A 23,746-nucleotide genomic window follows, 5' to 3' on the forward strand; every position below is an offset into this window, starting at 1 on the left:
CCTTCAGCAACTCTTCTACGGGTGAGGGAAGTTCCCTTGCAGTTCCGCCAACAGGCCCTCGCCAAACTCCAGTCACCGGAGGAACTCGATCTCCCGGTGCGATTCGCCCGCCCGCAGGGCTGGCTCGTGCTCTCGGTGACGGTGGTCACGATGGCAGCCGCCTCGGTATGGGCGGTGACCGGCTCGGTGACCTCCACCGTCAGCGCACCGGCCATCCTCACGCACGGGCAGGGCAGTTACCTCCTCCAGAGTCCCGTCGCGGGGCAGGTCACCGCGGTTCTCGCCAAGCAGGGCGAGCAGTTGCCCGCCGACTCCCCCGTGCTCAAGGTGCGCACGGCGCAAGGGGAAACGGTCGTCCGCACGCTCGACGCGGGCCGCGTCTCCGCGCTCGCCGCGACCGTCGGGCAGATCATCCAGACCGGCGCGAACGTCGCCGCCGTCGAGAAGGTCGCCCACACCAGGGACCCGTTGTACGCGACGGTCTACGTCCCCGCCGAGAACGCCGCCTCGATCCCCGACGACGCCGCCGTGGACCTGACCGTGCAGTCGGTGCCCACCCAGGAGTACGGCGTACTGCGCGGCCATGTGAAGTCGGTGGACCGCTCGGCCCAGTCCCCGCAGGAGATCGCCGCGTTCCTCGGGGACAGCCAGCTCGGCGAGCAGTTCACCAGGAAGGGCAGGCCGGTGGCCGTGACGGTCCGGCTGGACAAGTCGTCCGCGACGAAGAGCGGTTACGCGTGGTCGTCCGCGGACGGGCCGCCGTACAAGCTCACCTCGATGACGATGGCCTCGGGCTCGATCCGGCTGGCCGACCAGCGTCCCGTCGACTGGCTGCTGCCATGAGCGCCACCGCACAGCAGACCCGGGGCCGGCGGCGTGCCGCCCCGCCGAAGCGCAAGGTGCCCAAGGGCAGGGCCAAGGCGGTCCGCACGCCCACCGTGCTCCAGATGGAGGCCGTGGAGTGCGGCGCCGCCTCCCTCGCTATGGTGCTCGGCCACTACGGCAAGCACGTCCCGCTGGAGGAGCTGCGCATCGCCTGCGGCGTCTCCCGGGACGGCTCGCGCGCCAGCAACCTCCTCAAGGCGGCCCGCTCCTACGGCCTGACGGCCAAGGGCATGCAGATGGACCTGGCCGCGCTCGCCGAGGTGAAGTCGCCGGCCATCCTGTTCTGGGAGTTCAACCACTACGTCGTCTACGACGGCATGGGCCGTCGCTTCGGCCGCCGCGGCGTCTACATCAACGATCCCGGCAAGGGCCGCCGCTTCGTCCCCATGGAGGACTTCGACGGCAGCTTCACCGGTGTCGTGCTGGTCATGGAGCCCGGCGAGGACTTCACCCGGGGCGGCCGCAAGCCCGGTGTCCTGGGCGCGATGCCCGCCCGGCTGCGCGGCACCGCGGGCACCATGCCCGCCGCGGTGCTCGCGAGTCTGCTGCTGGTGGCGGTGGGAGCGGCCGTGCCCGCGCTCAGCCGCACCTACATCGACGAGTTCCTGATCGGCAACCAGACCTCGCTGCTCGGCGTGCTGTTCACGTCGATGGCGGCGTGCGTGCTGCTCACGGTCGTGCTGACCTGGCTCCAGCAGGCCAACCTGCTGCGCGGCCGCATCATCTCCTCGACCCTGTCCAGCGCCCGGTTCCTGCGGCACCTGCTGCGGCTGCCGGTGACGTTCTTCTCCCAGCGCAGCCCGGCCGACCTGGTCCAGCGGCTCCAGTCCAACGACGCGGTCGCCGAGACCCTGTCCCGCGACCTCGCGGCGGCGGGCGTCGACGCCATCGTGGTCGTGCTGTACGCGGTGCTGCTGTACACCTACGACCCGCAACTGACGTTCGTCGGCATCGGCGTGGCGCTCTTGAACATCGTCGCCATGCGGGTCGTCGTACGGCTGCGGGCCACGCGCACCGCCAAGCTGCGTGCCGACACGGCCCGGCTCACCAACACCGCCTACACCGGTCTGCAGCTGATCGAGACGATGAAGGCGACCGGCGGCGAGGACGGCTACTTCCGCAAGTGGGCCGGGCAGCACGCCACCACCCTGGAGGAGCAGCAGCGGCTCGGGGTGCCGAGTGCCTACCTGGGCGTGGTCGCGCCGACGCTCGCCACCCTCAACAGCGCCCTGATCCTGTGGATCGGTGGCATGCGGGCGGTCGAGGGCCACATCTCGGTCGGGCTGCTCGTCGCCTTCCAGGCCCTCGTCACCCGGTTCACCGCCCCGCTGACCCGGCTGAACGGTGTCGCGGGGCGCATCCAGGACTTCGCGGCGGACGTCGCCCGGCTGAAGGACGTCGAGAACTTCCAGGCGGACCCGCTCTACGGCCGTCCCGGCACCGGTGAGTCGACCCGCCGGCTGCAGGGTCATGTCGAGCTGCAGAACATCACGTTCGGCTACAGCCCGCTGGACAAGCCCCTGCTCGCCGGGTTCGACCTGACCGTCGGCCCCGGACAGCAGGTCGCGCTGGTCGGCGGCTCGGGCAGCGGCAAGTCCACCGTGTCGAGGCTGATCTCCGGTCTCTACGCGCCCTGGGAGGGCGTCATCCGCATCGACGGACAGCGCATCGAGGACATCCCGCGCGGGGCTCTGGCGGCTTCGGTCTCCTTCGTCGACCAGGAGGTGTTCCTCTTCGAGGGCACGGTCCGCGACAACGTGGCGCTGTGGGACCCGTCGATCCCGGACGACGCGGTGGAGGACGCGCTGCGGGACGCCGCGATGTACGACGTGATCACGCGCCGCCCGGGCGGCATCCACAGCAAGGTGGAGCAGGACGGCCGCAACTTCTCCGGCGGGCAGCGCCAGCGCCTGGAGATCGCGCGGGCGCTGGTGCGCCGGCCGAGCATCCTGGTGCTCGACGAGGTGACGAGCGCGCTGGACGCGGAGACCGAACTGGTCGTGATGGACAACCTGCGCAAGCGCGGCTGTGCCTGTGTGGTGATCGCGCACCGGCTCAGCACGGTCCGCGACAGCGACGAGATCGTCGTCCTCCAGCACGGCACGGTCGTGGAGCGCGGACGGCACGAGGAGCTGGTGGCGCGCGGCGGCGCGTACGCCACGCTGGTCAGGGAGCGGTGAGATGACGACCCTTCAGGGACATGAGGGCGACCTCGTCCTCACCGCGTTCGGGCAGATGGGCTCGCGTATCGACTGCGCGGGGTTCAACCGCCTGGATCTGGAGGGCCCGCAGGTGCTGTGGCTGGTCGCGGCGGGGGCCGTCGACCTGTTCGCGGTCGACGCCGCCCAGCAGGGCCACTGGCACCACCTCGGCCGCCTGGAGGCGGGCTCGCTGGTGCTCGGCCCGGTGGCCGGACCCCAGCACACCCTGGTGGCCCGCCCGCTGCGGGACTGCGTGGTGCACCGCATCGGGCTGCGCGAGCTGTACCAGCCCGCCGACACCGCGACGTGGTCGTACGACGAGTACGGCAACCCGCAGTACGTGCCGCCGACGACGAGCCCGCTGGAGTACGCGCTCGCCCTCGGAGTCGGGCGCAGCCTGTCCATCCTCTTCCAGGCGCCGATGGCGACCGAGCGGGCCGCGGCACCGACGGACGACGACGTGTTCTGGATGCAGGTGCCGCCCGGCAGCGTCCAGTACGGCTCGCTGTACGGCGCGGAGGCCGCGGCCGATCTGCTGATGGACCCGGCGCTCTGGCAGAGCATGGTCGACCAGCAGTACCGGCTGCTGACCACGCTGGACCGCTGGATCGAGCAGCTGGAGCGCACCCACGAGGCGCGGACCGCCGAAGGCATCAAGGCCGGTGAGGCGGTGCGCACCCAGGCCGACCGGACGCTGCTGGCCTCCATCGGCAAACGGTCGTCCCAGCGCACCACCGCGGCCGACGCCGACGCCACGTACGCGGCGTGCAAGCTGGTCGCCCGGGCGGCCGGGATCGCTCTCGCCGAGCCCGCCCAGAAGGGCACCGGCGGCGACCGCCTCGACCCGGTCGAACAGGTCGCCCTGGCCTCGCGCGTCCGTACCCGGGCCGTGCGGCTCGACGGGCGGTGGTGGCGGGACAACGTCGGCCCGCTCGTCGGCCACCGGGCCCTGTCGGGCGCGCCGGTGGCGTTGCTGTGGCGGCGCGGCGGTTACGTGGCGGTCCATCCGTCCACGGGCCGGGAGACACCGGTGGAGAAGGCCAACGCCGACGAGTTCGAACCGCGCGCGGTGATGTTCTACCGGCCGCTGCCCGAGCGGAGTCTCAGCCCGCTGCGGCTGCTGCGGTTCTGCGTGCAGGGCATGCGCGGCGACCTCACGGGCCTGCTGATCAGCGGTCTGGTCACGGTGGCGATCGGCGCGCTGGTGCCCATCGCGACCGGCAAGGTGCTCGGCGAGTTCGTGCCGAAGGCGCAGACCGGCCTGATCGTGCAGGTGTGCCTGGCGGTGATGCTCGGCAGCGTCGTGGCGGCGGCCTTCATGCTGTTGCAGAACATGACGATCCTGCGGCTGGAGGGCCGGATCGAGGCCACGCTCCAGCCGGCCGTGTGGGACCGGCTGCTGAGACTGCCGACCAAGTTCTTCACCGAGCGTTCCACCGGCGAACTGGCCAGCGCGGCCATGGGCATCAGCTCGATCCGCAGGCTGCTGGCGGGGGTCGGGCCGACGGTCGCGCAGTCGGTGACGGTCGGGGCGATGAACCTCGGGCTGCTGCTGTGGTTCAGCGTGCCGATGGCGTTGGCCGCGATCGGCATGCTCGTCGTCATCGCGGCCGTGTTCCTGGGGCTGGGACTGTGGCAGGTGCGCTGGCAGCGGCGGCTGGTGGTGCTCTCCAACAAACTGAACAACCAGGCCTTCCAGACACTGCGCGGTCTGCCCAAGCTGCGGGTGGCCGCCGCCGAGAACTACGCGTACGCCGCGTGGGCCTCGGAGTTCGCGCGCAGCCGGGAACTCCAGCAGAAGGTCGGCCGCATCAAGAACCTCACGACGGTGCTGGGCGCGGTGTACCTGCCGCTGTGCACCCTGCTGATGTTCATGCTGCTGGCCGGCCCGGCCCGGGGCTCGATGTCGGCGGCCGCGTTCCTCACCTTCAACACCTCGGTGACGATGGTGCTGACCTCCGTCACACAGCTGACCGGCGCGTTCGTCTCGGCCGTGGCGGCGCTGCCGCTGTTCGAGGAGATCAAGCCGGTGCTGGACGCGACACCCGAGGTGCGCACCGCGAGCACCCGTCCGGGTCCGCTGTCGGGGGCGCTCGAGGCGCGGCGGCTGTCCTTCCGCTACTCGGACGACGGCCCTCTGGTCCTGGACGACGTGTCGTTCGAGGTGCGGCCGGGTGAGTTCGTCGCGGTCGTCGGCCCGAGCGGCTGCGGCAAGTCGACCCTGCTGCGCCTGCTGATCGGCTTCGACCGTCCGCTGTCGGGCAGCGTCCTCTACGACGGTCAGGACCTGGCCGCCCTCGACCAGTCGGCGGTGCGCCGCCAGTGCGGTGTGGTGCTGCAGCACGCGCAGCCGTTCACCGGCTCGATCCTGGACGTCATCTGCGGCACCGAGCCGTACACGCCGGAGGAGGCGATGGCGGCGGCGGAGATGGCCGGGCTCGGCGAGGACATCAAGCGGATGCCGATGGGACTGCACACCATCGTCTCGGGCAGCGGTGCCGTCTCCGGAGGTCAGCGCCAGCGGCTGATGATCGCCCAGGCGCTGATCCGCCGGCCGCGCATCCTCTTCTTCGACGAGGCGACCAGCGCCCTCGACAACGAGACGCAGCGCACGGTCATCGAGAGCACCAAGGCCCTCAACGCCAGCCGGGTCGTCATCGCCCACCGGCTGTCGACGGTGCTGGACGCCGACCGGGTCGTGGTGATGGAGGACGGCAAGGTGGTCCAGCAGGGACCGCCCGCGCAGCTGCTCGTGGACACGAACGGCCGGCTGCACGAGCTGGTGCGGCGCCAGATGGCCTGAAGCGCACCGTCAGGGCCCGTCTTCGGCGTACGCTGCGGCCCGCTTCGTTGGTCCGCCGTGGAAGTGGGTACCCACCGGCCATGCGTATCAGCGTGGTGGATGTGGGATCGAAGACGGTCAGACTGGTGGTCGCCGACGCGGACGGTGGGGTACCTCTCCCGGTGCACACCGCCAAGTGGCGGCTCCGGCTGTCCGAACAGGTCGCACCGGGGGGACCCATACCGGAGCAGTCCCTGGAGCAACTGGTGCACGCGGTCGCGGAGGCGAGCCGGACCGCGTCCCGGTGGGGGGCTGCCGGGCCGCTGGCGTTCGCGACCGCCGTGGTGCGCAACGCGCCCAACCGGCGGGAAGTGCTGCACACCGTCCGGGCTCGTACGGGCGTCGACCTGTGCACCCTGCCGGGCGAGGTCGAGGCGGAGCTGACGTTCCTCGGCGCCCGGCGCTGGATGGGCTGGCGGTCGGGGCCGCTCGCCCTGCTCGACATCGGCGGCGGCTCACTCGAAGTCGCCTTCGGACGCGGCCGGTTGCCCGACTTCGTGGCGTCCCTTCCGCTCGGCGCGGGACGGCTGACGCACGAGTTCTTCGAGGACGAGGACCCGCCCTCGCCGGAGCGGGTGCGGGCGCTGCGCCGCAAGGTCCGCCATCAGCTGCGGGACGTCGCGGCACGGATCCGCTGGGAGGGTCCGCGCACCGCGGTCGCCACCTCCCGCACGTTCCAGCAGCTGGGCCGGCTGTGCGGCGCGGCGCCCGGACGCCACGGCCCGTTCGAGGACCGTCAGCTGCACCGCGCTGAGCTGCGGCAGGCGATCGCCCGGCTGTCCGCGCTGCCCGCCGCCGAACGCGCGCGTCTGCCCGGCATATCCGCGCCGCGGGCCGCGCAGAGCCTGGCCGGAGCGGTGATCGGGCACACCGCGATGAAGCTGACCGGCCTCAGTGCCGTCACCATCTGCCCGTGGGCGATCCGCGAGGGCGTGCTGCTGCGGCACATCGAGGACGGCCCGTCCTGGTGGGCGGAGGTCACACGCCGCAGCGAGGAGGCGGCCCCGGCTGAGCCGGTGCCGCTGCGCATCGCGGCCACCGCCTCCGGCTGACCCCCCGGCAGACAGACACGGACGTACGAAGAGGAAGGGAGAAACCTGTGTCCCAGGACAAGGAACCCACGCACTCCGGCAAGCGGGACGAGCGGCCCGAGACGGCGCTCGGGGAGGTGCTGCGCGAGATCGAGGACGCCGAGAACCGCACTCGGGACACCGCTGAGCAGCGCCGCCGCCGGGGCGAGGCCGGTGAGGCCATCACCCCGAACACACGCGCCCAGGAGGAGTCCGAGGGGGAGCCGAAGAGGGACTGAAGGGAACCGGGGGCCCGGGCTCCCGCGGCGGCGGGCCGGGCGGCCGCTGATGCTGCGGGGCCCGGGCCCGTTGCCGTGAAGGCCGGGGTGACGCCGGGCGGACCGCCGCCCTGCGCCGGTGCAGGTGCCGAGCCGGAGGGTGACCGCGGGCTCCGGCCGGGTACCCGGCGCGCATGGCGCACGACCGTGAAGAACCAGGACTCGAAGAACCGGCCCTGCCGACCCCGCGCGGGCCGCTGAGCAGCGGCATCGAGGCGTATCTGCGGGGCGCGGGCCGGCTGCCCGGCCTCGAGGAGGTGGCCCGGGCCGACGTGTACGGGGAGGATCTCCAGCTGGCCCTGTACCTGTGCTACGAGCTGCACTACCGCGGTTTCGCGGGCGTGTCCCCCGACCGCGAGTGGGACCCCGACCTGCTGCGCACCCGGGCGGCGCTGGAACACCGCTTCCTGTCCGCCCTGCGGGGCGACGCCCGGGCCCACGACAGCGTGGACGAGGCGCTGGCGGAACTCCTGGTGGAGCCCGTCGACGGCACGGGCGTCAGCCACTTCCTGCGCGACGAGGGCGAGCTGTGGCACCTGCGTGAGTACGCGGCCCAGCGATCGCTGTACCACCTCAAGGAAGCGGACCCGCACGCCTGGGTGCTGCCCCGGCTGTCAGGCCGGGCGAAGGCGGCGATGGCGGCGGTGGAGTTCGACGAGTGGGGCGGTGGCCGCGCCGAGCGCGTGCATGCCCGTCTGTTCGCCGACCTGATGACGGACCTGGGCCTGGACACGACGTACGGCCGCTATCTCGACGTGGCGTCCGCCGAGGCCCTGGTCACCGTGAACCTCATGTCCCTCTTCGGTCTGCACCGGGCTCTCAGAGGTGCCCTGGTCGGGCATTTCGCGACGGTGGAGATCACCTCGTCACCGGGGTCGCGGCGGCTGGCCGAGGCCATGCGCCGCACCGGCGCCGGGCCCGCCGCCGAGCACTTCTACGACGAGCACGTCGAGGCCGACGCGGTCCACGAACAGATCGTGCGCCGCGACGTCATCGGTGGCCTGCTGGAGCGGGAGCCGCACCTCGCCCCGGACGTCGCCTTCGGCATCGACGCCACCGAGTTCGTGGAGGAGCGCTTCGGTGCCCGGCTGCTGGCCGACTGGCGCGCGTCCCGTTCGTCACTGCGGTCACCGCTCCCCCGCGAAACCACCCATATCTCCTGACGGCCGGGGTACCCGACCGCCGTGAATCCACTGGTACCCCCGGGTGTGTACGCCCCGCAGGAGGACACCGAGCTACTGGCCGGTGCGCTGTTCGACGAGCCGTTGCCCCCGGGCGCCGAGGTGCTCGACGTGGGTACCGGAACCGGTGCCCTGGCCCTGGAAGCCGCGCGTCGCGGCCTCCGTGTGACCGCCGTGGACGTGTCGCGGAGGGCGGTGTGGGCCGCACGGCTGAACGCCGCGCGAGCCGGGGTTTCGGTCCGTATCAGGCACGGGAACCTTTTCGACCCCGTCCTCGGTGAGTCGTTCGACCTGATCCTGGCCAACCCCCCGTACGTCCCGGCACCGGACGGCCCGGGACAGCCGCGCGGCGCGGCCCGCGCGTGGGACGCCGGCCATGACGGACGGCTGGTCGTGGACCGTATCTGCCTGGAGGCGCCCGCCCTGCTGCGCCCCGGCGGGGTGCTGCTGATGGTGCAGTCGGCGCTCAGCGCCCCGGACGTGACCGTGCAGCATCTGCGTGCCACCGGCCTGAAGGCCGCGGTGACCCGGCGTCGCCGGATCGCGTTCGGTCCGGTGCTGCGCGGCCGGGAGCGCTGGCTGCGCGAGCGGGGGCTGCTGCCCGCCGCCGAGGACAACGAGGAACTGGTGGTGGTCCGTGCCGAACTCCCCGTCTGACCCGTCTGACCGGCCCGCGGCTCCGCGCCGGGTCAGCGTCCAGCGCAAGGGTCCGCTGTTGATGGAGGGCCCGGTGGAAGTGGAACTGGAGGACGGTTCCGTCGTCACCTCCGACCGCTTCCGCGTCGCCCTGTGCACCTGCCGGCGCAGCCGGCGGTATCCGTGGTGCGACACGAGCCACCGCGACCGGGCGTGATCGCCACGATCCTGAAGGCCTGAAGGCCTGAAGGCCTGAAGGCCTGAAGGCCTGAAGGCCTGAAAGCCCAGGGGCCGGCGGGCGGCCCCACTCCGCCCGCCGGCCCCCTTGTACGAGATCGCAGGTCCCCGCGACAGCGGCCCGGCTCCCCAGCCTCGAGCCGCCATGTCCGCACGGGAACCGGTGCGATCCCGGCCCTAGAACGAGAAGACGCCGGATCCGTGGGCGTTCTTCACGCAGTCATTGGAGAACACGCGCTCGTAGGAGACCCGCTTCCCCTGCCAGACACCGTCGACGGTGACGACCACGGGGTCGTACTGCTTGGTACACACCGCGCCCCCGCCCGCCGTCAGGGCGTGGATGTCGCCGCCCACGCCGCGCAGTTCCGCGCAGGCCGAGCCGGCGACCGGGTGCGTGCCGGAGGGGGCCGGGAAACAGGTCAGGGTGACCGCGCGTTCCGGTGTCGCGTCGGCCGCGCTCTCACCGTGGCCCACCGTGAGGACGAGGGCCGACGGGGCGTAGAGCGCGGCGGGGGCCTGACCGGGGTCGGCGAGCGCGGCCCCGGAGAGGGGTCCGCAGACGGCGGTGGCCGTCAGGCCGAGGGTCATGGCCCAGCGCGCGGTGTTCCGCATTGTGTGCATCCTTCCGCTCGATGACAGGGTGTGCCGGCCCGCGCTCGGTTGGTGCCCGGAACGGCGACCGCGAGTCTGCCGAGTCCCTTGCCGAAACACACATCGACCCCATCGGTTTCAGTAACCTTGCGTGTTGAATCAGTGGCGCGAAGTTACGGAACCAGCATGGCCGGAGCCCTGTAACTGCACGGTCTACGGGGGCGCGAAGCGGCCAGATGGCCGATTTCCGTGTGCTCGTTAATAGGCCTGAAACATTCCGATTCCGCTCTGAGCCGACCACTTCACGACCCCTTGCGTTCATGTTCCGGGCGAGTAATCGTCATTACATGATTACCAATGAACAGAGAGAGAAGCTGCGCGGCTGGTTCGCCGGCCGCCTTCCCGACGACCTCTTCGAGGAGCTGACCGAGATCACGGTCGACCGCGAGGAGATCACGGTGATCGGCCGCATCCCCGAACCCCGGCTGGCCGAGGACGCCCCGGCCACCGAACGCGAGGCGGCTCGGGAGAGCCGGGTGCAGGAGTTCCGGGAACGCACGCGCGAGGACCGCATGGCGGTGGCCCGGGAGGCCGAGCACCGGTTCGGCCGGAAGGTGTCCTGGGGTGTGGAGTGCGGCGGGCGCCGCGCACTGTTCACCCATGTGGCCGCGCCCGTCATGACGCGGCTGCGCCAGCCTGAGCGCCAGGTCCTCGACACCCTGATCGCCGGCGGCGTCGCCCGCAGCCGCAGCGACGCGCTGGCCTGGTGCGTGCGCCTCGTCCAGCGTCACACCGACGACTGGCTCACGGAGTTGCGCGACTCCCTGGAGCACGTGCGGCGGGTGCGGGCCCAGGGACCGGACACCGGGCCGGACCACGGACCGCACGCGGACGACGAGGAGTGACCGACGGCATCCGCACCTGCCCGCACCCCCCGCCGCAGGCAGCCCGTCGGCAGACCCTGCCGCCGAGTTGCCCGCATGACGATCGGTATCGTCGGCTCGGCGGCACGGTCTCGGCGAGGAGACGACGAGAGGCGGTTGCGTACGGTGGCCAGGCACTGGGCGGACTTCCAGTACGAGATCTACCTGAACGGGATGGCGGGCGCCGTACCGCGGCTGCCCACCGACCTGACCCGGCTCGAGGAGCTGGCCGAGCAGCGGCTCGGGCCCGGCCCGGTCGGCTATGTGGCGGGCAGCGCGGGCAGCGGCAGCACCGCCCGCGCCAACCGGTCGGCCCTGGAGCGCCGCCGGATCGTGCCGCGCGTGCTGAGGGACGTGCACGAGCGGGACCTGTCGGTGGAGGTGCTGGGCCGCGCCCTGCCGGCTCCACTGGCGCTGGCCCCCGTCGGCGTGCTGTCGATCATGCACCCGGACGCCGAGTGCGCCGCGGCCCGGGCCGCGGCCGGGCAGGGAGTGCCCTTCGTCCTGTCGTCCGCGTCGAGTACGCCCATGGAGCAGGTCGCCGAGGCGATGGGCGACGCGGAGCGGTGGTTCCAGTTGTACTGGCCCAGGGACCCGGAGGTGGCCCGCAGTTTCCTGAACCGGGCGGAGGCGGCCGGGTTCGGCGTCCTCGTCGTCACCCTGGACACGCCGCTGCTGGCGTGGCGGCCGCGCGATCTCGACCAGGCCTATCTGCCGTTCCTGCACGGCGTCGGCACGGCCAACTACTTCTCGGACCCGGCCTTCCGGGCCGGCCTGGCCAAGCCGGTGCACGAGGACCCGAACGCGGCCGTGACGCACTTCGTCGGGATGTTCGCCGACCCGTCCAAGACCTGGCCGGATCTGGCGTTCCTGCGGGAGCACTGGGACGGCCCGATCGTCCTCAAGGGTGTCCTCCACCCGGACGACGCCCGGCGGGCGGTGGAGGCGGGCATGGACGGCGTCGTCGTCTCCAACCATGGTGGGCGCCAGGTGGCCGGTTCCGTCGCGGCGGCGGACGCGCTGCCCGGCGTGGTGGAGGCCGTCGGCGACCGGCTCACCGTCCTCTTCGACAGCGGCGTGCGCACCGGCGACGACATCTTCAAGGCGCTCGCCCTCGGTGCCCGCGCCGTCCTCGTCGGCCGTCCGTACGTCTACGGCCTCGGCCTCGACGGCCGGCCCGGCGTCGAACACGTCATCCGCTGTCTCCTGGCCGAACTCGACCTCACCCTGGCCCTGTCGGGCCACGCCACACCGGGCACGATCGGGCCGGCCGACCTCACGGAAGGGCCGGGCTGAGACGTCCCGGAGGGGGTCTCAGCCCGGCTCCGGCCGCTCAGCCCTCCGGCAACGCCACCTGCCGTGCCGTGGGCGCCTCGTCCTGCGCGATCGACAGGGAGTCCGCCGCCGTCGGCAGGGGCTCCGGCCGCCAGCGCTGCGCGTCGGACCGGTCGCGGACCTTGACGACGATGTCGGCGTCCGGATCGTCGTCCGTGGAGGTGAGGGCGAGCTGCTCGTCCCAGCGGGGCAGCAACTCCCCCTGCACGGTCAGGTCGTAGCGCACGTCGTCGCCCCGCTCGGCGTCCTCCTCGGCGCAGGTGCCGAGGACGACGACGCCGGCGTCCTTGTGGGAATCCAGGCACAGCCCCGGATCGGCGACGCTGCGCAGCAGCCCGTCGTTCTCGTACGTCCACTGCTGGGTCCACACCGTGGAACACTCCGCCAGCTTCGTCCCGGAGCCCTCCTTCGGAAGGTCCCGGATGTCGAGGCACAGGTCGGCACCGGCGTTGCGCAGCCGTGTCACGACGGGTGCCGTGGGAAGCCCGGCCGTGTCCGGCGGCGTCACGGATTCGGAGCCGGCCGCGCTGTTGGAGCCCGCCGGGTCGGCCTGGCCGCCGTCGTACGACGAGGCGCTGAGGATGAGCACGGTCGCCAGCACCCCGGCCGACACCGCCCCGACGCCCGAGAGCAGCGCCCGGGACGAGCGCAGCGCGTCCGGGACCCGTGCGCCCGGAACCCGGCGCACGGGTACGGGGAGCCTGGACAGCAGGCGGTGCCGTCCGGTATCGGCCCGCCCCTCTCCCCGTCGCCCGCCACCGCGCCGGCCGGCGCGTCCGCCGCGCGTGCCGTGCGAGGCGCGGCCCGGACGCGAGTCGAGGTAGCGGCGCGCACCCCAGCCGAGCACCGCCTCGGCGATCAGCGGCCCCAGCACGCCCTCGAAATGGCTCAGTTGTTCGGCGGCGTTCCGGCAGTACCGGCACTCCACCAGGTGGTCCTGGACGTCGGGCAGCAGTGCGCCGCCCCGGCGGATCGGCACGTCGAGGAGGCGGTTGTAGAACCGGCAATCCTGAGTCGGCGCGAGTTCCCGATGGGCATGCACACACCCCTCACGGAATTTGTCACGGGCCTGTTCGAGTGCGGCCGACGCGATGTCGGTGTCCATGCCCAGCAGACCGGCGGGGAGGCTTAAAGGATCTGCCTCGACCTCGACATGCCACAGCAAACAGCGTGCGGCTGCGGGAAGTGCCTGAAATGCCCGCTCCGCGAGGACGCGATTTTCGGGCGTCATGGACGTCGCCGCCCGCAGGCCGCGCCCGCCGGCGGGTTTCTGCAACGCGGGCAGGACGGCGGATATCCGATCGTCACCGGACCACTCGCGGATCGTGTCGCGCACGGTCACCAGAAGGGCCGGGCGCAGTGCGACGGCCGACTCGCCGAAGGCCAGGCGGTTGAGGGTCCGGTGAAAGGCGGTCCCGGTGACCATCGCGGCGACCTGCGCCGACGACGCCAGACAGATGACCGCGTAGTCGTGCACCGGCTGCCAGTGCCGCGCCATCAGCAGCGCGACGGAACGGGCGGCGACCTCGCCCTCCGGGCTGCCTCTGAGCGGGGCGGCAAGGGATTCGTCGGAGTCCCCGGGATCCCCGCCGGGCGGGGGATACGGAGGACGAGGGGGGTGGGGGGTGGGCACTGAGACGGTTCCTTCCCACGCTCATGTGACACACAGAGTCCTGGCGCCGAAAAAGGAGCCCGGTTGGTGAGTACCTCTTTGGCGCGGCGCGGGAGGTGCGAATTCACCGACGGTGAATCGGACCCGGTCAGCAAATCACGTGCGACACCCGGCCATTCCCCCCGCACGTGTGTTTCACTCTTGCACAACCCCCACACGGCCAACAAGGCGCCTGTGCAACATCCAGCCCATTGACAGAAAGTCAGAAAACGAACGGACAGACGCCGCTCGCACCGGTTTTCGACATTTCGCGCAGTGCGCGGGCGCTCATATCTGCCAGGAGCGCAACCGGTCCGCGGCGCCGTAGACGTCGGTCGCGCCGGACATCAGATCGCGGGCGAGATCGACGAGGGCGCCGTAGGGCGGGTCGATGCCGACACCGCTGACGAACATGTAGGCCACGGCGGTCGCGCAGGCGAAGCGTGCGTTGGCCGCCGGGAGCGGCCGGAGCACGGCGAGGGTGTGCAGCAGCGCGGCGGCCCGCCAGGCGGCGTCGGAGTCCACTCCGAGGCGCGGCGGGTCGACGCGGTGCCGGGCGACGGCGGCGACCAGCGCGGAGAAGTCATTGACGGTGGGCTGGTCCGGCAGGACCTCTTCGTGCCGATGGAGCAGCCAGGGCACGTCGATGTGGATGACGGGTGCCATCGGTCAGGCGACCCGTCCTTCGCCCTTGACGGACGGTTCGTCCTCGGGGAAGGCGGCGGCGAACTCGTCCGCGTGGTTCGCGAAGAACCGCCGGAACGCCTCGGCGCCCTCCTGCAGGGCACGGTGGCGGGCTATGTCGGCCGCGGCGGCCTCTCGTACGAGCGCTTTCATGGACGTACCGCGCTCCTTGGCGATCTGCCGGAGGTCCTCAAGTTCGCGGTCGCTGAACTCCACGTTGAGAGCTGGCATGACTTCACGGTACCGCTCGGGTACTGACTCGTAAATACGTGCAGGTCACATGTGGTACCCGACGGTACCGAAGGAGTACCACCACCCCCTGTCGGCTGAGACCTGTGTCACATCGCACCGTGCGATGTCACATTCCGGGCCCCGGCGCGGCTCGCAGTGGTGAGCGCGCTTCTGGGAGGCCCACGCATGACCGAGACATCCGCAGCCGGCACCGCCGCCCCGCTCGACGAGGCGACCGGGGTGTTCGTCGACCACCGCGAGCTGCTGTTCGGCGTCGTCTACAACATGCTCGGCAGTGTCGCCGACACCGAGGACGTCCTGCAGGAGACGTGGCTGTCCTGGACGGCCCGCGGCGGGGGCGCTCCCCTGGCCGGGGTCGACAGCCCCCGGGCCTATCTCGTCCGGGTGGCGGTCAACCACGCGCTGCGGCGCCGGGCCGCGGTCAGCCGCAGGCGTGAGACGTACGTCGGCCCGTGGCTGCCCGAGCCCCTGGTCACCGAGGAGGGCGCGGACACCGCCGACGGCCCGGTGCTGCGCTCGGAGTCGGTGTCGCTGGCGATGCTCGTGGTGCTGGAGTCCCTGACCCCGCTGGAACGCGCGGTCTTCGTCCTGGGCGAGGTGTTCGGCTACCCGCACGCCGAGATCGCCGAGGTCATCGACCGCTCCCCCGCCGCCGTGCGGCAGCTGGCGCACCGGGCACGGGAACACGTGCACACGCGGCGGCCGCGGTACGAGGCGCATCCCCGGGTGCGCAGGGAGGCGACGGAGCGGTTCGTGCGGGCGGCACTCGGCGGGGACATCGCCGAATTGATGGAGGTCCTGGCGCCGGATGTCACGGCGTGGACGGACGCCGGCGGCAAGCGCAGGCCGGCGGCCCTGCGCCCGGTGCGCGGCCGGGACAAGGTGGCCCGGCTCCTCACGAACGGGCGCGGCGGCCCCCGCAACCCCGTCTGGCGCCACCGGCGCGTCAACGGCGACGACGCCGCGGTGCTGTTCGACGGCGACGCCCCCTACGCCGTCCTGGTCCTGGACCTCACTCCGGAGGGCGACCGGGTGTGTGGCATCTACGTCGTCGCCAACCCGGACAAGCTGGCGCACGTGCCCCAGGAGGCGGTGTGAGCGCCGGGGGTGAGCGTCTCGCCGGCTGGTTCGACGGGCGGCTCGGCATTCACGGGCTCGGCAGGAAGTACCTGCGCAAGGTCTTCCCGGACCACTGGTCCTTCCTGCTGGGCGAGATCTGCCTGTACAGCTTCGTGGTGCTGGTCCTCACCGGGGTGTATCTGACGCTGTTCTTCCATCCGTCGATGAACGAGGTCACGTACCAGGGGAGTTACACGCCGCTGAACGGCGTGCGCATGTCCGAGGCGTACGCGTCCACGCTCGACATCAGCTTCGACGTGCGCGGCGGGCTGCTGATCCGCCAGATCCACCACTGGGCGGCGCTGGTCTTCGCCGCCGGAATGCTGACGCACATGATGCGGCACTTCTTCACCGGCTCGTTCCGCAAGCCGCGTGAGGTCAACTGGCTGTTCGGGTGGCTGCTGCTGCTCCTCGGGCTGTTCGAGGGGCTGTTCGGCTACTCGCTGCCGGACGACCTGCTGTCGGGCACGGGCCTGAGGTTCGTGCACGGCGCGCTGCTGTCCGTGCCGGTCGTGGGCACGTACCTGGCCCTGTTCCTGTTCGGCGGGGAGTTCCCCGGCGACGACGTCGTGGCCCGTTTCTACTCGCTGCACGTCCTGCTGATCCCCGGGATCATGGCGGCGCTGATCGTGCTTCACCTGGTACTGGTCGTGTACCACAAGCACACCCAGTTCGCGGGGCCCGGGCGGACCGAACGCAACGTGGTGGGCGCCCCGTTCATGCCGGTGTACCTGGCGAAGGCGGGCGGCTTCTTCTTCCTTGTGTCCGGGGTCCTCGCGCTGATCGCGGCGGTGGCGACGATCAACCCGGTCTGGTCGTACGGCCCGTACCGCGCCGACCAGGTTTCCACGGGCGCCCAGCCGGACTGGTATCTCGGCTTCGCCGAGGGGCTGGTACGGATCATGCCCGGCTGGGAGATCACGTTGTGGGGTCACACGCTGGTACTGGGGGTGCTGATCCCGGTCGTGGTCTTCCCGCTGCTGCTGGTCTTCATCGGCGTGTACCCGTTCCTGGAGGCCAGGTTCACCGGCGACCGGCACGAGCACCACCTGCTGGACCGGCCGCGCGACCGGCCGGTGCGCACGGCTGTCGGGGCGGCCTGGATCAGCCTGTACCTGCTGTTGCTGGCGGGTGGCGGCAACGACATCGTGGCGACCCGCTTCCACCTGTCGATCAACACCGTGACCTGGACCGTGCGGATCGGCGTGTTCGTCGTGCCGGCGGTCGTCCTCGTCGTCACCCGGCGAATCTGTTTGGGTCTGCGGCTGCGCGACCGGGAACTGGTGCTGCACGGCCGGGCGACCGGTGTGATCAGGCGACTGCCGCACGGCGAGTACGTGGAGGTCCACGAGCCGCTCGACCAGGCCCGGCTGCACACCCTGACCGCCCACGAACGGCCCGGGGAACTCGTCGGGCACGAGCCGGCGCGCCGGGCCGTGGCCGGTCCGCTCAGGTATGGGAACGGCAGAACTCCCGGACGGTCCGGTTGAACGCCTCCGGCGCCTCCACGTTGCTGAGGTGCCCGGTGCCGGGGAGCACCACCAGAGTGGCCTGCGGGATCGCTTCGAGGAAAGGGCGGGCGACCTGCTCCACCGGAGAACGCCCGTCGAGTTCCCCCCACACCAGGAGTGTCGGCACCTCGATCCCGGGCAGCAGGTCGCGCAGGTCGGCCTCCGCCATGATGGTGAGCTCCGTGCGCATGCTCCCGCGGCGCGTGTCCGCCGACATCAGGGACAGCATGCGTACGGCGTCGGCGGATGGCTCACCGGCGAACAGGCCCGGCATGGTGGGCGCGAAGTCCTCGTCGGGGACGTCGAGCATCCGCTCCGCTCCCTCGATCCGCGCCCGTACCTCCGCGTGGGGCAGCGAGCCCTTCCAGCCGGCGTAGGTGTCGGCGAGGACCAGCGTCCTGACGAGTCCGGCGTGATGCCGGTAGAACTCCAGCACGATGGTTCCTCCCCACCCGAGACCCACCACATGGGCGGGGCCGAGGCCGGCGTCCTCGACGACCGCGGCCAGGCAACGGGCGTAGTCCGCGAGGACGGAGGAGGGCGGCACGTCGGAGGAGCGGCCGGAGCCCGGCTCGTCCCAGGCGATCACCGTGAACTCGTCGGACAGGTCCTCGACCTGCGCGCGCCACAGTCGGGCGTCCGTCATGGCGCCGTGCACGAGCACCAGAGGCGGGCCCTGGCCCACCCGGTCGTAGACGACCTCGACGCCGCCTACCCGCACCGCGTGCATGGCACCAGACTACGCGGGGGCGCCGGGGGCGGCCTGTCGGCGCGTCCCCCGGCTCCCCCCCGGCTCGGTCGGTCCGGCACCTATCCCTGGTCCGCCACGAAGGCGGCCATGCGGACCAGGGCGGCGTTCCAGTTGATCGTGTGCTCGTTGGTCGACCAGGACTGGATGTCGTCGATGTAGCAGAACTGTCCCACGCACCCCTGCAGCTTGGTCTGTGCGAAGGGGTCCTGGATGCCCGAGTTGGGTCCGCCCGCGAGGGTGCCCCTCGGCGGGCTGGGAAGGCTGGGGTCGAGCTGACGGGCGTACCAGCGGCTGTGCTGGTTGTGCGAGCTGACCTCGCCGTAGCCGGTGACGTAGGAGATGTTCAGCGCGTTGCGGCCCAGGATGTAGTCCATGCTCTGCACCGCGCCGTCCCGGTACTTCGAGGCGCCGGTGATGTCGTAGGCGGTGGCGAGGACGACGGCGTTGTTGAGCACCTGGTGGCTGGAGCCCCAGTCGTAGGTGTTGCCGTCCGGCGCGTAGGGCATGCCGTAGGGCTGTGCCAGGAGCGTGGCCAGGTAGCGGTCGGCGCCCTTGACGACGGACTGGCGCACCTTGTCCCGGCCGGGCAGCTTGTTCGGCACGGTCGCGAGGTCGAGGCGTCCCGCCGCCCCGGTGCGGGCCCAGTCGAAGCCGACGGGCTTGAAGATGTCGGCGGTGTGGACCGGGGACTTGATGATGTGGTCCGCGAACTGCTTCTCCCCCGTGCTGAGGTACAGCTCGGCCGCCGCCCAGTAGAAGTCGTCCGTGACGTCGCTGTCGGCGTAGGCCCCGCCGCCGGTGCCGTCGCTGTCGGAGGCGTAGCGGCCGGGGTTGGCGAGCGCGGCCGACCAGGCCTTGCGGGCGGCCGCCAGAGCCCTGTCGGCGAACGCCTTGTCGTGGGACCGGTACAGGCGGGCCGCCTGCGCGGCGGTGGCGGCCAGGTTCAGGGTGGCGGCGGTGGACGGCGGGTGCAGCTCGCGCTTCTGCGGGTCGTCGTCCGGCATCAGGGGCAGGCCGGTCCACTGTTCGTCGTGCATCTTGTGGTGTGCCATCCCGGCCAGCGGCTTCCCGTCGGGCACCTGCATCCTGAGCAGGAACTCGAGCTCCCAGCGGGCCTCGTCGAGGAGGTCCGGGACCTTGTTGCCGCTCTCGGGGATGGCGAGCGTGCCGTCGCCGAGCTTGCCGGCGTCGCCGGTGCGGGCGTGCAGGGCCCGCTCGTAGGTGCTGAGCAGCTCCCAGGTGGAGATGCCGCCGTTGACGACGTACTTGCCGTGGTCGCCGGCGTCGTACCAGCCGCCGCTGACGTCCAGGGAGTAGTCGCACACGCCCGGCTGGCAGGGCACGGCGGTGTCGCCCTGGTTGGGGGCCACGCCCACGTGCCCGGCCGGGCGGCCGTAGCCGGGCCGCAGGTCGTCGCGTATCGCGATGCCGCTGCGCTGGGTGTAGTAGTACTTGGCCGAGTCCAGCCGGAGCCGCTCGTAGGCGCCGGCGCCGATGTCGAAGGGACGGCTGGTCTCACCGTCGGCGACGAGTGTGAGGCCCGAGCCCTTCCTGCGGTAGGCGCCGAAGTCGATCGAGTGGACGTTCTGCCCGGAGGAGACGTCGACCCCGCGCGGCACGGTCGTGCCCCTCGCGACCACCGTCCCGGCGGAGGTCCTCAGCTCCCAGGGCAGCCTCGCCGTGGCGTCGGTGACCAGGGTGGCGTTCTTCGGCCCGGAGGGGAGATAGGCGACCTGGTTGACGCGGACCCGGGGCCCGGTGTCGGGCTCGTACGGCTCCGGCGCCACCCCGCCGAGCAGCGAGACGTCGTCCATGCAGAAGCGCCACGGATCCGCGCTGCCGCCGAGCTGGAAGCCGACCTGGCCCCGGTCCGTGTCGACGGGTGAGGTGAAGGTGTAGGAGTAGGTGTCACCGGAGACGCTGAGCTGCGGTGTCACCTCGTAGTAGGTGTCGTACGGCGATACGGACAGGCCGACGATCGCGCGCACCACGTGCCCGGCGGGCGTGCCGTTCGCGCTGAAGGAGAAGCGATACGTCTCCCCCTTCACGAGCGCGATGTCGTTCTGCCCGACGGCCGCGTCCCAGCGGTTGGTGGTGCCGCCGGGTACGTCGGCACAGAGGCGGCCGCCGGACAGGCCGGCGGTGACGTTGGCGGTCGCCCACCAGGGGTCGGTGGTGGTGTCGAAGGTGCCGTTCCTGACCTGTTCGGTCTCCTCGGCTCCGGCCGGCGCGGAGGGCAGCGCGGTGAGCGCGGTCGCCAGGAGGGCCGTCAGGGACAGCAGGGCGGTTCTGCGTCGTTTCACGTCTGGGCTCCTCTGCGGAGGGGCGGGTGGCGCTCACGGTGTGGGAGCGCTCCCAGATGCGGACGCCGACCATGGTTGTGGCTGATGTGACGCCCCGTCAACGGTCAGGACAGGACCGGCTGTTCACCGGGTGGAGGTCTGCGAGGAGACTCGGACTCGAAGCCGAGGCGGTACCAGCCGAGACCGCCGGGGAGGAAACCGGTGCCGCTGGTGGTGCCGTGGGTGGGGGGCCTGTTCGATGCTCCAGTCGTGCGGTACGGCGATCTCGCGCCACCCCGAGTAGTCGTACCCGGGAAGCCGGACGTCGGCGTAGCCGCCGCCCGCGTCGGTGGTCCCGCCGGGGTTGACCAGCGCGAAGCGCCAGCCGTCGCGCAGCGCGACGGTGCGGCGGCCGGGCACTCCGTGCGCATCCTCGGCGGCCTCGCCTCCGGGACGCCACACAGGACCGTCAAGGGTGCGGAAGCTCCCTGCTTCCTCGGCCGTCACATCGGCCGGTCCCGCGCCTCGGCAGTGCGATGCCGGAGGGCGCGGGGTCACCGGTTCACGCCGGCCCTCCACGGACTAGGCTGGGACTCTGGTGGCCTCCCCAATCACTGTGAGTGCCCGTATGGAGTGGCGACGATGAGCCCGGACGAGCCGTTCGACGATGGCGTGGCCGCGCGTGCCGTCATCGCCGCCGACGGCACGCTCACCGGGTGGAGTGAGGGCGCGCGCCGGCTGCTCGGCCACACCGCCGCCGACGTGGTGGGCCGCCCGGCCGCCGAGTTGCTGGCCGGCAGCCCGGACCCTCCCCCGGTGCCGATCGACGGTCGGTGGAGCGGCGTGCTCGCCCTGCGGCACCGCGACGGTCACACGGTGTCCGTGTGGGTGCTCGCGCACCGCAGGCCGCCGGACGGCGTGGAGACGGTCGACTGGGTCGCCGTGTCCCCGCCGGACGCCGCCGATGCGGAGCTGCCTGACGACCCGCTGGTGCGGGCGGCCGTGAGGCAGTCACCCTGCGCGATGATGATCTTCGACGACCGGCTGCGGCTTCGCGGGCTCAACGACGCCATGGCCGACCTGCTCGGACTGCCCGCCGACCGTTTGCGGGGGCTGAAACCCACCGAGATCGGCAGCCGGCCGCAGAACCGGGAGTTCGAGGAGAATCTGCGCCGGGTGCTGAGCACCGGCCGCCGGCAGGACATGCAGGCGTACATGAAGGCCAGCGGCGAGAGCCGGGGAGCGCACGCCTGGCTGGCCAGGATCGCGCCGATCACCGACGACTCGGGACAGGTGCGGGGCGTGTGCGTGACCGCCCACGACTTCTCCGACCAGTACCGGTCACGCGAGCGGCTGCAGCTGGTGAACGAGGCGAGCGTGCGCATCGGCACCACCCTCGACGTCACCCGCACGGCCCAGGAGATGGCGGACGTGTGCGTGCCAGCGCTCGCCGACTTCGTCAGCGTCGACCTGCTCGACGTACGCGAGCACGGCGGCGAGTCCGCCGGTCCCCCGACCTCGCCGGTGAGTCTGCGCCGGTCCGCCCACCAGTCGGTCAATCCGGACAGCCCGGAGGCCGTCGTCAAGCCGGGGCAGGTGGACGTCTACCCGGAGAACTCCCCACAGGCCGCCTCACTCATCCTGGGCCACACGATCGTGGCCTCGGGGACGGAGGGCGCTCTCGAGCAGTGGCTCGCCTGGGACCCGGCCCGCTTCCAGCGGGTCCGCGAGTACGGCATACATTCCACGATGTCCGTGCCGCTCCAGGCCAGGGGCACGACTCTTGGCGTCGCGGTCTTCACCCGATTCCAGCGCCCCGAACCCTTCACCGCCGACGATGTGCTGCTGGCCGAGGAGGTCGCGGCCCGCGCGGCCGTCTGCATCGACAACGCCCGCCGCTACTCCCGCGAGCGCGAGACGACCCTCACCCTGCAGCGCAGCCTGCTGCCGCGCACCCTGCCGCGCACCGCGGCGGTGGAGGCGGCCTCCCGCTATCTGCCCGCCATCCGCTCCGGCGTCGGCGGCGACTGGTTCGACGTGATCCCGCTGTCCGGGATGCGGGTCGCCATGGTCGTCGGGGACGTCGTCGGCCACGGCATCCAGGCCTCGGCCACCATGGGCCGGCTGCGCACCGCCGTGCGCACCCTCGCCGACATCGACCTGGCTCCCGACGAGCTGCTGACGCACCTCGACGACCTGGTCATCCGGCTCTCCCAGGAGTCCGGCGTCGAGGCCGGCACGGGGGAGGTGGGCGCGACCTGCCTGTACGCGGTGTACGACCCCGTGTCGCGCCGCTGCTCCCTGGCCCGGGCGGGGCACCCGCTGCCGCTGCTCGTACCGCCGGACGGCCCGGCGCGGCTGCTCGACCTGCCCTCCGGGCCGCCGCTCGGCGTCGGGGGCCTGCCGTTCGAAGCCGCGGAGGTGGAACTGCGGGAGGGCAGCGTCCTGTCGTTCCACACGGACGGGCTGCTCGCCAGCCGCGAGCGGGACGTCGACGCGAGTCAGCGGATGCTGCTCGAGGCGTTGTCGGCCTCCGCCGACTCCCTGGACGAGATCTGCGACCGCGTGCTGCACGCGCTGCTCCCGCCGGGCGGATCCGCCGACGACGTGGCCCTGCTGCTGGCGCGTACCCGCGGCCTGCCGGCCTCCCAGGTCGCCACCTGGGACATCCCCGCCGATCCGGCGCTGGTGGCCCCGGTCCGCAAGCAGGTGGTCGACCAGCTCGACCGCTGGGGCCTGGCCGAGGCCACGTTCACCGTGGAACTGGTGGTGAGCGAGCTGGTCACCAACGCCATCCGCTACGGCGCCCCGCCCATCCGGCTCCGGCTGATCCACGACGCGTCCACGCTGATCTGCGAGGTGTCCGACACCAACCACACGGCGCCGCACCTGCGCCGGGCCAAGACCTGGGACGAGGGCGGACGCGGTCTGCTCCTGGTCGCCCAGCTCACCCAGCGCTGGGGCAGCAGACACACCGCCGAGGGCAAGACGATCTGGGCCGAGCTGGCGCTGCTCCCCGAGGAGATCTGACCGGCCCGGTGCGGCTGCCCGGGCGGCGGGAGTCCGGATCGCCGGTCCTCTCCGGCTGCACCGGCCACATCGGGATGGGCCGGGCCACCGATCCCCTGCGGCTGACGCGGGCCACGGCAGGCAGAGCCGACCACAGATCCCCTGCGACCACAACGGACAGACCCGACCACTCCCTGCGGCCGGCGCCGCCACGACGGGCGGCCCCGGGCCGTCGCGGGGACCGCGGCGTGGTTCTCTTACCCAAGCCTGGTTTCATGGGCGGGCACGGCCTGACCACGCCCCGGAGG

General features: G+C 72.0%; 19 protein-coding genes and 1 pseudogene. 13 read left to right on the forward strand and 7 right to left on the reverse strand.

The genetic code is table 11. The features are described from left to right. Positions 1-36: 36 nt before the first annotated feature. The 8 genes from IE212_RS03620 to IE212_RS03655 all read left to right on the forward strand — a co-directional run bounded on the left by IE212_RS03620 (position 37) and on the right by IE212_RS03655 (position 9,310). Positions 37-843 carry an HlyD family efflux transporter periplasmic adaptor subunit gene (locus tag IE212_RS03620; RefSeq protein ID WP_190196206.1) on the forward strand — a complete coding sequence of 269 codons (807 nt, stop codon included), beginning with the start codon at positions 37-39 and terminating at the stop codon, positions 841-843. Beyond that, the gene (locus tag IE212_RS03625; RefSeq protein WP_190196207.1) at positions 840-3,065 is read left to right on the forward strand and encodes an NHLP family bacteriocin export ABC transporter peptidase/permease/ATPase subunit; all 2,226 of its coding nucleotides are present in this window, start codon (positions 840-842) and stop codon (positions 3,063-3,065) included. The genes IE212_RS03620 and IE212_RS03625 overlap by 4 nt, the downstream gene beginning before the upstream one ends. Before the next feature lies 1 nt (position 3,066). Beyond that, positions 3,067-5,889 carry an NHLP bacteriocin export ABC transporter permease/ATPase subunit gene (locus IE212_RS03630; protein WP_190196208.1) on the forward strand — a complete coding sequence of 941 codons (2,823 nt, stop codon included), beginning with the start codon at positions 3,067-3,069 and terminating at the stop codon, positions 5,887-5,889. Positions 5,890-5,969: 80 nt separating this feature from the next. Next, a complete protein-coding gene (locus tag IE212_RS03635; protein ID WP_190196209.1) occupies positions 5,970-6,980 on the forward strand; it encodes a Ppx/GppA family phosphatase in 1,011 nt (336 codons plus the stop codon). A 47-nt stretch (positions 6,981-7,027) separates the two neighbouring features. Then, positions 7,028-7,237: a hypothetical protein gene (locus IE212_RS03640; protein WP_190196210.1), complete on the forward strand. Its 210-nt coding sequence runs from the start codon at positions 7,028-7,030 to the stop codon at positions 7,235-7,237. A 173-nt stretch (positions 7,238-7,410) separates the two neighbouring features. Continuing rightward, positions 7,411-8,439 (forward strand): iron-containing redox enzyme family protein, encoded by a 1,029-nt coding sequence (locus IE212_RS03645; protein ID WP_190196211.1) that lies wholly within the window; start codon positions 7,411-7,413, stop codon positions 8,437-8,439. A gap of 21 nt (positions 8,440-8,460) precedes the next feature. Then, a complete protein-coding gene (locus tag IE212_RS03650; RefSeq protein WP_229864029.1) occupies positions 8,461-9,114 on the forward strand; it encodes a HemK2/MTQ2 family protein methyltransferase in 654 nt (217 codons plus the stop codon). Further along, entirely contained in the window at positions 9,095-9,310 is a 216-nt protein-coding gene (locus tag IE212_RS03655; RefSeq protein WP_190196212.1) for a CDGSH iron-sulfur domain-containing protein, read from the forward strand. The genes IE212_RS03650 and IE212_RS03655 overlap by 20 nt, the downstream gene beginning before the upstream one ends. A gap of 197 nt (positions 9,311-9,507) precedes the next feature. Here IE212_RS03655 and IE212_RS03660 read toward each other — a convergent pair whose 3' ends face one another. After that, a complete protein-coding gene (locus IE212_RS03660; protein ID WP_190196213.1) occupies positions 9,508-9,942 on the reverse strand; it encodes a protease inhibitor in 435 nt (144 codons plus the stop codon). Between the two features lie 326 nt (positions 9,943-10,268). Here IE212_RS03660 and abmR point away from each other — a divergent pair, with 326 nt between their 5' ends. After that, a complete protein-coding gene (gene abmR, locus IE212_RS03665) occupies positions 10,269-10,826 on the forward strand; it encodes an ATP-binding transcription factor AbmR (protein WP_190196214.1) in 558 nt (185 codons plus the stop codon). A gap of 144 nt (positions 10,827-10,970) precedes the next feature. Next, the gene (locus IE212_RS03670) at positions 10,971-12,140 is read left to right on the forward strand and encodes a lactate 2-monooxygenase (protein ID WP_190196601.1); all 1,170 of its coding nucleotides are present in this window, start codon (positions 10,971-10,973) and stop codon (positions 12,138-12,140) included. A gap of 37 nt (positions 12,141-12,177) precedes the next feature. On the opposite strand, the gene IE212_RS03675 is transcribed toward IE212_RS03670, so the two are convergent. The 3 genes from IE212_RS03675 to IE212_RS03685 all read right to left on the reverse strand — a co-directional run bounded on the left by IE212_RS03675 (position 12,178) and on the right by IE212_RS03685 (position 14,745). After that, positions 12,178-13,812 (reverse strand): RICIN domain-containing protein, encoded by a 1,635-nt coding sequence (locus tag IE212_RS03675; RefSeq protein WP_190196215.1) that lies wholly within the window; start codon positions 13,810-13,812, stop codon positions 12,178-12,180. A gap of 306 nt (positions 13,813-14,118) precedes the next feature. Continuing rightward, entirely contained in the window at positions 14,119-14,496 is a 378-nt protein-coding gene (locus IE212_RS03680; RefSeq protein ID WP_190196216.1) for a toxin Doc, read from the reverse strand. Between the two features lie 3 nt (positions 14,497-14,499). Further along, positions 14,500-14,745, reverse strand: coding sequence for a hypothetical protein (locus IE212_RS03685; protein WP_190196217.1), 246 nt, complete (start codon positions 14,743-14,745; stop codon positions 14,500-14,502). Positions 14,746-14,931: 186 nt separating this feature from the next. Between IE212_RS03685 and sigJ the strand changes: the two genes are divergently transcribed. Next, positions 14,932-15,864, forward strand: coding sequence for an RNA polymerase sigma factor SigJ (gene sigJ, locus IE212_RS03690; protein ID WP_190196218.1), 933 nt, complete (start codon positions 14,932-14,934; stop codon positions 15,862-15,864). Then, positions 15,861-17,375, forward strand: coding sequence for a cytochrome bc1 complex cytochrome b subunit (qcrB, locus tag IE212_RS03695; protein ID WP_190196219.1), 1,515 nt, complete (start codon positions 15,861-15,863; stop codon positions 17,373-17,375). Before sigJ ends, qcrB begins: the two co-directional genes overlap by 4 nt. On the opposite strand, the gene IE212_RS03700 is transcribed toward qcrB, so the two are convergent. The 3 genes and pseudogenes from IE212_RS03700 to IE212_RS03710 form a co-directional block, all read right to left on the reverse strand. Beyond that, complete coding sequence (locus IE212_RS03700) at positions 17,335-18,126, reverse strand: alpha/beta fold hydrolase (protein WP_190196220.1); 792 nt, start codon at positions 18,124-18,126, stop codon at positions 17,335-17,337. The genes qcrB and IE212_RS03700 overlap by 41 nt on opposite strands. Before the next feature lie 80 nt (positions 18,127-18,206). Then, the gene (locus IE212_RS03705; protein ID WP_190196221.1) at positions 18,207-20,450 is read right to left on the reverse strand and encodes a glycoside hydrolase family 9 protein; all 2,244 of its coding nucleotides are present in this window, start codon (positions 20,448-20,450) and stop codon (positions 18,207-18,209) included. A 158-nt stretch (positions 20,451-20,608) separates the two neighbouring features. Beyond that, positions 20,609-20,891: pseudogene (locus IE212_RS03710) on the reverse strand (hypothetical protein); the annotation flags it as partial. A 180-nt stretch (positions 20,892-21,071) separates the two neighbouring features. Between IE212_RS03710 and IE212_RS03715 the strand changes: the two are divergent. After that, complete coding sequence (locus tag IE212_RS03715) at positions 21,072-23,459, forward strand: SpoIIE family protein phosphatase (protein WP_190196222.1); 2,388 nt, start codon at positions 21,072-21,074, stop codon at positions 23,457-23,459. Positions 23,460-23,746: the final 287 nt, after the last annotated feature.

Source organism: Streptomyces djakartensis, assembly GCF_014651075.1.
GTDB classification, from domain to species: Bacteria; Actinomycetota; Actinomycetes; order Streptomycetales; family Streptomycetaceae; genus Streptomyces; species Streptomyces djakartensis.